The organism is Magnetococcales bacterium, from assembly GCA_015231925.1.
In the GTDB taxonomy this organism is placed as follows: Bacteria; Pseudomonadota; Magnetococcia; order Magnetococcales; family JADGAQ01; genus JADGAQ01.
On the sequence record JADGAQ010000182.1, the window covers coordinates 1 to 8496 of the forward strand.

The 8496-nt window shown below is 65.7% G+C and carries 8 protein-coding genes; all 8 read right to left on the reverse strand.

Translation table 11 applies throughout. The annotated features are described in order from the left end of the window. Positions 1-301: diaminopimelate decarboxylase (locus HQL56_16060; protein MBF0311031.1), on the reverse strand; the 301-nt coding region annotated here is incomplete at its 3' end. Then, positions 301-1425, reverse strand: a complete 1125-nt coding sequence (locus HQL56_16065; GenBank protein ID MBF0311032.1) for a carbamoyl-phosphate-synthetase — start codon at positions 1423-1425, stop codon at positions 301-303. The genes HQL56_16065 and HQL56_16060, both read right to left, overlap by 1 nt. Beyond that, positions 1422-1757, reverse strand: coding sequence for a PqqD family protein (locus HQL56_16070; protein MBF0311033.1), 336 nt, complete (start codon positions 1755-1757; stop codon positions 1422-1424). The genes HQL56_16065 and HQL56_16070 overlap by 4 nt, the downstream gene beginning before the upstream one ends. A 136-nt stretch (positions 1758-1893) precedes the next feature. Continuing rightward, entirely contained in the window at positions 1894-3423 is a 1530-nt protein-coding gene (locus HQL56_16075) for an urea transporter (GenBank protein ID MBF0311034.1), read from the reverse strand. Next, positions 3389-4867: an asparagine synthetase B gene (locus tag HQL56_16080; GenBank protein MBF0311035.1), complete on the reverse strand. Its 1479-nt coding sequence runs from the start codon at positions 4865-4867 to the stop codon at positions 3389-3391. The genes HQL56_16075 and HQL56_16080 overlap by 35 nt, the downstream gene beginning before the upstream one ends. A 5-nt stretch (positions 4868-4872) precedes the next feature. Beyond that, positions 4873-7071, reverse strand: coding sequence for an urea transporter (locus tag HQL56_16085; GenBank protein MBF0311036.1), 2199 nt, complete (start codon positions 7069-7071; stop codon positions 4873-4875). Continuing rightward, a complete protein-coding gene (locus HQL56_16090; protein MBF0311037.1) occupies positions 7068-7586 on the reverse strand; it encodes a GNAT family N-acetyltransferase in 519 nt (172 codons plus the stop codon). Before HQL56_16090 ends, HQL56_16085 begins: the two co-directional genes overlap by 4 nt. Then, positions 7583-8496 (reverse strand): diaminopimelate decarboxylase (locus HQL56_16095; protein ID MBF0311038.1); only part of this gene is annotated, 914 nt, incomplete at its 5' end. The genes HQL56_16095 and HQL56_16090, both read right to left, overlap by 4 nt.

Here is an 8496-nt window from a genome sequence, read left to right on the forward strand (position 1 = left end):
GATGCAGGATGTTGCAGATGGCGCTGAGATAGTTGGTCTTGTAGGACCAGCCGTGAACCACCGGGTGATAGTGCCGGGCGAAGGCCTCGTACAGACGGCGGGCGTTCTGGCGCAACTGCCGCTCCGAGGCGATGAACAGCGGTGAACCGAAGCGGTTCATGAGGAATTCCACATCGACTCCGTCGATTTGACGCAGGCTGTTGTCCCGGAGCGAGCGGCGTCCGAACTTGCTGTTGTCGTGACGGTGCGGGGTGATGTAGGGCGGCTCCCAGCCGCGGCGGATATCGCAGGTATCGTTCATCAGAGTCTCCCGGTGGCTTTGCCGAAGGTGTTTTTGTCGCCTACTGCCAGTCTCACCCCCTCGATCATCATCGATTGGAACTGCTCCAGGGTGGTGATCAGCTCTTCGGCGTAACGGATGAAGAGGGTGCCGGGTTCCGGCTGCGGCAGTTTTGTCGGGCAGTCGTCGGCAATCAGCCCCAGCAGGGCCTGGGGCAGATTGCAGCCGACCCCTTTGGTGAGGTAGACCCAGGCCGGGAAACGGGGATTGATCTCGATCAGATAGAGGCGACCGTCATCCCCGCGCAGGGCTTCCACTTCCAGCGGCCCCTGCCACTTCAGCCCGGAGACGATGGTATGACCCATGGCCTCCAGTTCGGCATCGCGAATGGAGATGCCCGCCCAGGCTTTGCCCTTGTTGGTCAGGGCGCGTTTGCGCATCATCACCGGCCCCAGCATGCCGCCTTTGCCGTCCCCCACGGCGGTGAGATTGATTTCGTAGCCGCCGACGAACTGCTGCACCAGAACCGGATAACCCCATTGGGCCGCGATGTGGTGAAAAGCCGCTTTCGCCGCATCCGGGCTGGCCACCACCATGGCGTCGTAGTAGATGCCCTTCACCACCAGGGGAAAGCTCCACCCCTCCTCCCGGCAGTGGTCGAAAAAGGAGGCGTCGGAGATCTTGCGGGTTTCGGGGGTATGAATGCCGAGTTTGTCGCAGAGTTCCCCCAGATTGTCCTTGGCGCGGGCCCGGAGCTGTTCGAGCTGCGGCACCCGCATGCGAATGCCTTCGGCGGCGAAGCGGGTTTCGTTGTGGGCGAAGGTACTCATCTCCGCGTCCAGACAGGGAATGATGGCGTCGAGCCGTTCGTTGGCGTGGATCTCCATCAAGCGTTCCATCTGTCCTTCACTGCCTTCCGAGGGGTAAGGCAGCAGGTAGCTGGCGTCGAAGACGGAGTCGTTGTAGAGCCCCGGATCGAGGACTTCGTAACCCAGGCCGATCAACCGGCCGTTGAATCCGGCGGACTCCCGCAGGCAGCGGGCCACTGCCAGACCCGGACCCGGATTGTCGGGACGGGCGTTCACCCCGGTGATGCCGACGCTCCAGCGACGCCAGTCGGGTTTTCTCTTCGATAAGGTGGTCATGACAGGTACCTCGACAGTTGGCGGATGAAGACTTCGACGCCACCCAGCACCACGTCGGCGGGCACGTCGTACCGGGTGGAGAGGGACTCCACCGTGGTTTCCAGGCTGCCACCGGCCAGCAGCAGTTCGACGGTGTCGATGCCGGTCTGGTTGACGGTGAAACTCTGACCGGAACGCGGATCGAAGGCGAAGCCGTTGGCGCTGACCGCCAGGGCGTGCAGACGATCGGTGCGCAGCAACTCCTGAAGGATTTCACTCAGGGTGTGGCTCTCCCGGCGCGGTGACTCCGCAGAGGAAAAGGTCGATTTCAGGGTGGAAACGGGTTTGGCCATGGGCTCTCTCCATGTGATTGAAGCGTTGCGACATGGTGGAGAGCTTGCGGGGAAATGGTGCAGCGAAGATGGAGATTGTGGAGGGAGTGTGGAGGGAGACGATTTTTTTCAAAAAATGTGGAACACGGGGCAAAACTTATTTGTTTTCCGCAAAGGATACGACCAGGAAACGTTCCTCACCGGGGCGAACCCAGAGCAGCGCGGCCAGCCCGGCGATATGGAAGGGCAGCAGCGGCAGCCAGAGCCCCAGGCGATGGATGCCCGCCCAGAGCAGCACGCTGGCCACAACGACCACGCCGGTGGAGAAGAGCCGGGAGAGTCCCGCCCGATGGGGCGCCTTGCCGATCAGCAAGGCCACCAGGGTGATGCTTTGCAGATGCAGATCGATCCACAATACGGAGGCGGGACCGGCGAGGGCGACGGTCAGCATCAGGCCAATGGCGCTCCAGCCCAGGGCGAGGAGTCCGGCGGAGGGAAAGAGCCACACGATTCCCGCCGCCAGCAAGGGCAGGCCCCACCATTTGCCGGAGAGGAAGGTTTCCAGGGCCTGCCACTCCCGGGGATCGACGCTGATCGGCTGGCCATGGAGCAACTGGACGCGGCGGGCGTCCGCCAGACCCTGAATGGCCCGCTTCCCGTCAACGGGATCGTTCAGCAGCTCCCGGAAGGCGGCTTCGCTCTTTTCCCCCTGCCGTTGCAGCAGATAAGCCCTGCCCTGCCCTTCCCGGGCCGAGGCGGAACGGGGATCGGCGGCGAGGGCCAGGGCGAAGTGGGTCAGCGCCTCCTCCGCATGGTGCTCGCGCAACGCCAGCCAGCCCAGACCGTTGCGGGCTTCGCTGTTGGCGGGATGGTGTTCCGGGATCTGTCGGAAATGCCTCCCGGCGGCTTCGAAGCCCCCCAGACGATAAAGGCTCCAGGCCAGGCCGAGGCGGGCGAAGGATTGGGCGGCATCGCCTTCGAGTGCTTGTTGAAAAGCGGCCACGGCCTCCCCGTCCCGGCCCTGGCGGAAACGTACCCAGCCCAGGCCGTTGCGGAATTCGGCCCGATCGGGGGAGGCGAGAAAAAGTTCTCCCGCCGGGGTGTATTCTCCCGCCGCGTAAAGACGCCAGCCCTCCGCCAGGGCGATGGCCCTCTCCGGGTCAAGGGGGGCAGCGGGAGTCGTAGCGGGTTGGAAACGTTCCGTGGGCGAAAAGAGGGTTTCCAGCCCACGGTGCCAGGCCGGAAGGGTGGCGGTCAGCAGGGCGCCCAACACCAGGAAGGGCAGCGTCAGCGGCGGCAGACGCAGCGGGGCATCCCCCATGGGCAGGCAGAGACGATCCAGCAGCAGGGCCGAAAGCAGTGCCCCCAGCAGGGTGATCAGCACCACCCCCGGCAGGGTGGTGAAGTGCCATTCCACCAGAAAGCCGCACAGCGCTCCGTTGGCCCCGTACCAGCCGGTGTTGAGCAGACGCAGATCCCGCTGCCGCCAAAAAGGCCACAGGGTGGCCACCACCGCGCCCAGCAGGGCGGCGGCCCCGGCGGCGGGCGAAAAGGCCACCACGGCGGCCAGAACCGGCAGCCCCATCCACCAGCGGCGGCAGAGGGCGAGTTCGGCCATGCCGGCGAGGCTGGCGCGGGCCAGGGTCGCGACACTAGTCGCGAAAGAGCGCAAGAATCGGCTGTCCATGGTCGCCTTTGAAGGGGTGATAACTGCCGGCATCACGCCAGCAGGGGGCGTCGAGATCGACCTGGGGAAAGGCGGCCCGCCACAGGGGGAAAAAGGCTTTGGCGAGAGACTCCTCTTCTTTCGTCCCCGGGGATACGCCGTTGTTCAGACGGATTCCCGAAAAGCCGCTGCCCTCTACCAGGGGAATCTTGCGACGCCAGCGGATCTCCTCCGGCAGCAGTCCCTCGGCGGCCTCCCGCAGGGCCCATTTGACCAGACGCTGGCCCCGGTGGGTCCGAACCTTGTCGGCGAGAGAGAGGTCCAGGGCCGCTTCGGCCACGGTGCAATCCAGGAAAGGCACCCGCATCTCCAGACCGTGGGCCATGGTCATGCGATCCACGCGGTGCAGTTCGGTGCGGTGAAGATTATTGAAGCCGTAGTCCATGGCCTGGGGCCAGGCGCGAGGGGGTAGCGTGTCGAGATAATCGTAGCCGGCGAAGAGTTCGTCGGCGCCGTCCCCCCCCAGAACCACCTTGCACTCCTTCCGGGCCTCCCGTGAGAGCAGGTAGAGGGGCACGGCGTTGCGCACCATCACCGGATGGTAGCTCTCCAGAGCGGCGACCACCGTGGGCAGGATGGCCTTGATCTCCTCCACCGTGGCCCGCACCACCACATGGCGCAGCCCGAGACGGGCCGCCACCTCGGCGGCGGGGGCCTCGTCGGGAGAGCCGGGCAGAATCACGCTGTAAGCCACCAGATCGGGCCGGACGCGGGCGGCCAGGGCCGCCACCAGACTGCTGTCCAGCCCGCCGCTGAGAAAGACCCCGCACGGCCCCGTCTGCGGCAGATGGCAGGCCACCGCCTGTTGCAGTATCTCCCGCAGGGGGGGGCGACTCGGCTTGGGGAAACGACCCGGCAGGCGATACCATCGGCGCAGCCCCTCCGGGGAGATCAGATGGCCCGGCGGCAGGAATTGCACCGCATCCCCGAAGGCGGCGAAGGATTTCAACTCCGAGGCGAAGGCGAAACCGCCCCGACTGCGGGCGTAATAGAGGGGCTTGATGCCGTAAGGGTCGCGGGCGGCCAGGAAGGCACCGGTTTCGAAATCGGCCAGAACGAAGGCGAACATGCCCCTCAGGCGGCGCAGTCCCTGCCAACCATCACGGGCCAGCAGCGGAAAGAGAACCTCCCCGTCGGATCCGGTGCGAAAAGGATAACCTTCGAACTCGCGCCGCAGCTCGCGATGGTTGTAGATCTCCCCGTTGAAGGCCAGCACCCGGCCCTTGCCGTCCTGAAGCGGCAGGGGGTGGCTGTCGCCGACGATGGCCAGGCGATGGCTGCCCAGACGCAGGTTGCCCCGTTCGGCCATGCCGTGTCCATCGGGTCCACGATGGGCCAGGGGGGTGAAGAGGCGTTCGAAAACGACGGGGTCCGGGATGCCGATGGTGGCTGCGATGCCGCACATGGTGGTTACGAGGCCTGGGAGACGGTCATGTCCCAGCCCTCTACGCCGGTATCGCTTTTGAAGCCTACCCGAATCAGTCGGGCCTGTAACGACTTGTCGCCGTTTTCCAGGGAGAAGCCCAGAATGCCGCCCCCCTCGCTAAGGGTGGCGCGGCTGGCGCATCGCCACAGGGAACGACCCGCCAGGGTGAGGCGATGCTCACCGATTTGGCACCAGGTTTGGGGCGCGGCCTCCCAATCACGCCGGTAGTGGCTCTCCACCCGAACCAGACCCGGCAACAGCCAGGCCAGGGACTTCCAGGAGGTCGGCAAGGGCAGCAGCGCCACGGGAGGAGCGTCGCTCCACTCGGAATCGCTGTCGATCAGCGGGGTCAGCCCCACCGCCAGCACCAAGGCGTCCAGCAGCGCGTCGGCGGGGCCCGTGCGCTCGAAAAGGGCCAGCAGGTTGTCCGTCTCCACCAGGTGGATGCGGGCACCGTTTTCCCCGACCAGGGCGAAGTGGTTGAGGGGATCGAGATCCACCTCCAGGGTCAGCTCCCGCTCTTTGGTGGCATAGGTCAGGCGTTGCCCGATCTGCAGGTGCAGACTGCGCTTCAGGGCTTCGTTGACCGGGGGTACGCTGACCGAATCCCCCTCTTCGGGAATGCTGTCGAGCAGAAAGCGGTTGCCGATGCAGACGCCGCTGAGATGGAACGGACGGGTCGGCGCTCCCAGGGCGAAGCCGTCCTGGACGTGCAGATGCAGATGGGGTTGGGGGGAGCGCCCGGAATTGCCGCATTGGCCCACGGTCTGGCCGGGGGTGAGAAAGGCGCCGTCGGCCACGGTGAGACTGTTCTGCCGCAGATGGGCCAGCAGCACGCAGACCTCGCCGCCCACGCCGATGAGGACGTAGTTGCCCCAGGCGTTGAGGGAGTCCACTTCCCCCGGCGGATTGTCGGGCAGATCGCCCCGGCAGGAGACCACCTGCCCCCAGACGGGGGATCGAACCGACTGACCGAAGCAGTGGAAATCGCTCAGTTCGCTGCCCTGGCCGCGATAGGACTGGCCGTCGATGAGACGATGGAAGTCGAGGGCGTGTTTCCACAGCCCCTGATGGGTGTGGGGCCCCTGGTAGCCCTGATAACAGTCCCACCGCCCGTAAAAGGGAGCCCGCAACGATATGCTGTGGGGCGAAAGGCCTCTGGCCTGAGCCTGGCGGATGCGTCCCATGCTGCGTTCCGGCAGACCGGGCGCCACCCAATAGCGGGCCCAGGCGGAGCCCCGTTCGGGACGAAGGGTCAACATCACCAGCCAGGTGATGACCAGATAGGGCAGCGAGAGAGGCATCAGCGCCATGTAGTAGAAGGCATTGAACAGCGACAGGGTGACCACCGTGGCGCATCCGGCGGAAAAGAGGGCCACCAGGGTGGCGCGCACGCCGGGGGTGGTGAAGAGTCCGCCGGTCATGATGGCCGCCATGATGGCCGCGCTGACGGCGGAAGAGCCTGCGAGTCCCGCCAGGGGAACGTTGGTGACCAGAAGCATGCATTGGGAGAGCCCCGCCGCCAGCAGCGCCAGCATCACCAGGGTGCGGGAGGAGAGCGCCAGAGCCACGAAGACCAGGGCTCCGGCTTCGGGGGTGCGGGTCAGGTAGATGCCTCCCAGGGCGCGCAACAGCTCGTTGAGCGGCACGGGCAGCCATTCGATGGCGGTCGGCACGGGCAGGACGGCGTAGGGCAGGCCCAGGGCCCGGCCCGCCGCCACCAGGGCGGTGCCCACCAGGACGAAGGAGCCAGACAGCAGGGGCAGATTGCGTTGTCGCAGGGCATCCCCCATCCAGGCCGATACCAGTATGGCGAAGGGGCCCGCGCAGACGCCCAGGGCCACGGTTTTCCAGTCGGGAGCGAAAAAGTAGCCCACCAGCAAACCGGCCAGAATGCCGTTGACCACCTCCAAACCCCCGGCCGCCACCAGGGAGAGGCGCAGCCACTGGCGGAACAGCAGGGTGGAGACGCCGCCCAGCAGACCGAGCAGTCCCACCCAGGGACGCATCAGGGTGGCCGCTATCAGCAGGAGATTGGCGGAAGGATGGGTGAAGAAGAGAAAAGAGCCGTAGCCGTATACCAGATCCCGGGCGAAACGATGCAAAGGTCGGGGCGAGTCCGCCTCTTCCGCCGATTCGGGACGGGGCTGGCTGTTGGGGCGATCTCCCCGAGGTACGGTCATACCGTTCCCCGATCGGCGTCTTCCCGGAACAGAGCCACATGGATGCGATCCACCCACTCCCCGCGCCGCCAGCACTCCCGGCGCGCCTGGCCTTCCACCCGAAAGCCGGCCTCCTCGTGAAGCCGTCGGGAGGCGTGGTTCGGGGCCAGGAAATCGGAGACGATCTTGCGCAGCCCCAGATGGTGAAAACCGTGATGCACCACCTGACGCATCACCCCCCGGCCCAGTCCCCTGCCCCACAGGGTTCGTTCACCGATGACGATGAAAAAGCGGGCCCGGCAGCGGGTGGCATCGTAATCTTCCAGCCCCGTCATGCCGACGAAAGCCCCTTCGCATTCGATGGACCATCGGCACCAGGCCGGATCGAGAACGAAGGATTGCACCTCGGCCAGGGTCAGGGGGCGCTGGCAGCGTTCTTCCAGCCAGATGGTGACCTCCGCATCGGCGAGGAAGGCGCCGTAAGGCACCACATCCTCGGGACGACGCGGTCGCAAGAGAAAAGCGGGTGTGGTCATGGGGAGGCCGTCGGCAGACTCAGATGGGGAGGCAGTCGGTCGTGGCGGCACAGATCGGCCAGGTTTTCGGCCTCGCGAATCACCGAATAGTCCCCGTCCTGGTGAATCAGCACCACGGCGGGGCGGTATTCGATGAACTGCAACCATTGGGTGGTGTTGTAGGCCCCCACCGGATTGAAGACCAGTTTGTCCCCGGCAGCCAGGGGTGGCAGATGCACGCTGTGGCGCATGACATCGATGTTCATGCACAAGGGACCGTACAGAACGGTATCGACCGCCTCCCCCGCCTTGGGCTGGGTGAGGCGCACCGGATGATGATACCAGAGAGCGGTCAGCATGGTGTTGATGCCCGCATCCAGCACGGCGGCGGGGCGTCCGTCCGGCAGGCGTTTGGTGCCCACCACCGTGGTGGCCAGGGAGATGGCGTCGTCCACCACGGCGCGGCCACTCTCCACGAACAGGGTGGGGCGGGGCCCGTTGCGTCCCGCTAGCCCCTCCTCCAGGGTCTGACCGATGATTTCGCCATACTCCTCCATGGGTGGCACCGCCTGCTCCGGAGGCAGATAGATGCCCTGCAGGGCATTGCGCGAAGGCAACCCGCCACCGATGTCGAAGGAGTCGATGGTGTATTTCCCGTCGGATTCCACCGTCTTCATGAACTGGCACATCAGCCGCACCTGCTCCCCGTAGGCGCGGGGTTCCAGAATGAAGGTGCCGATGTGGCTGTGCAGACCGCTCAGTTTCAGATGCGGGCTGCGTCTCACCCGGGAGGCGGCGCTGTGGGCCTGACCCGATTCCAGGTTGAAACCGAAGCGGCTCCAGGGATCGGTGTACCCGTTGTTGAAGTTGAGGCGCCGGGCCACGGGAACCACCACACCCCGGTCGCTGGCGATGCGTTCGATACGCTCCA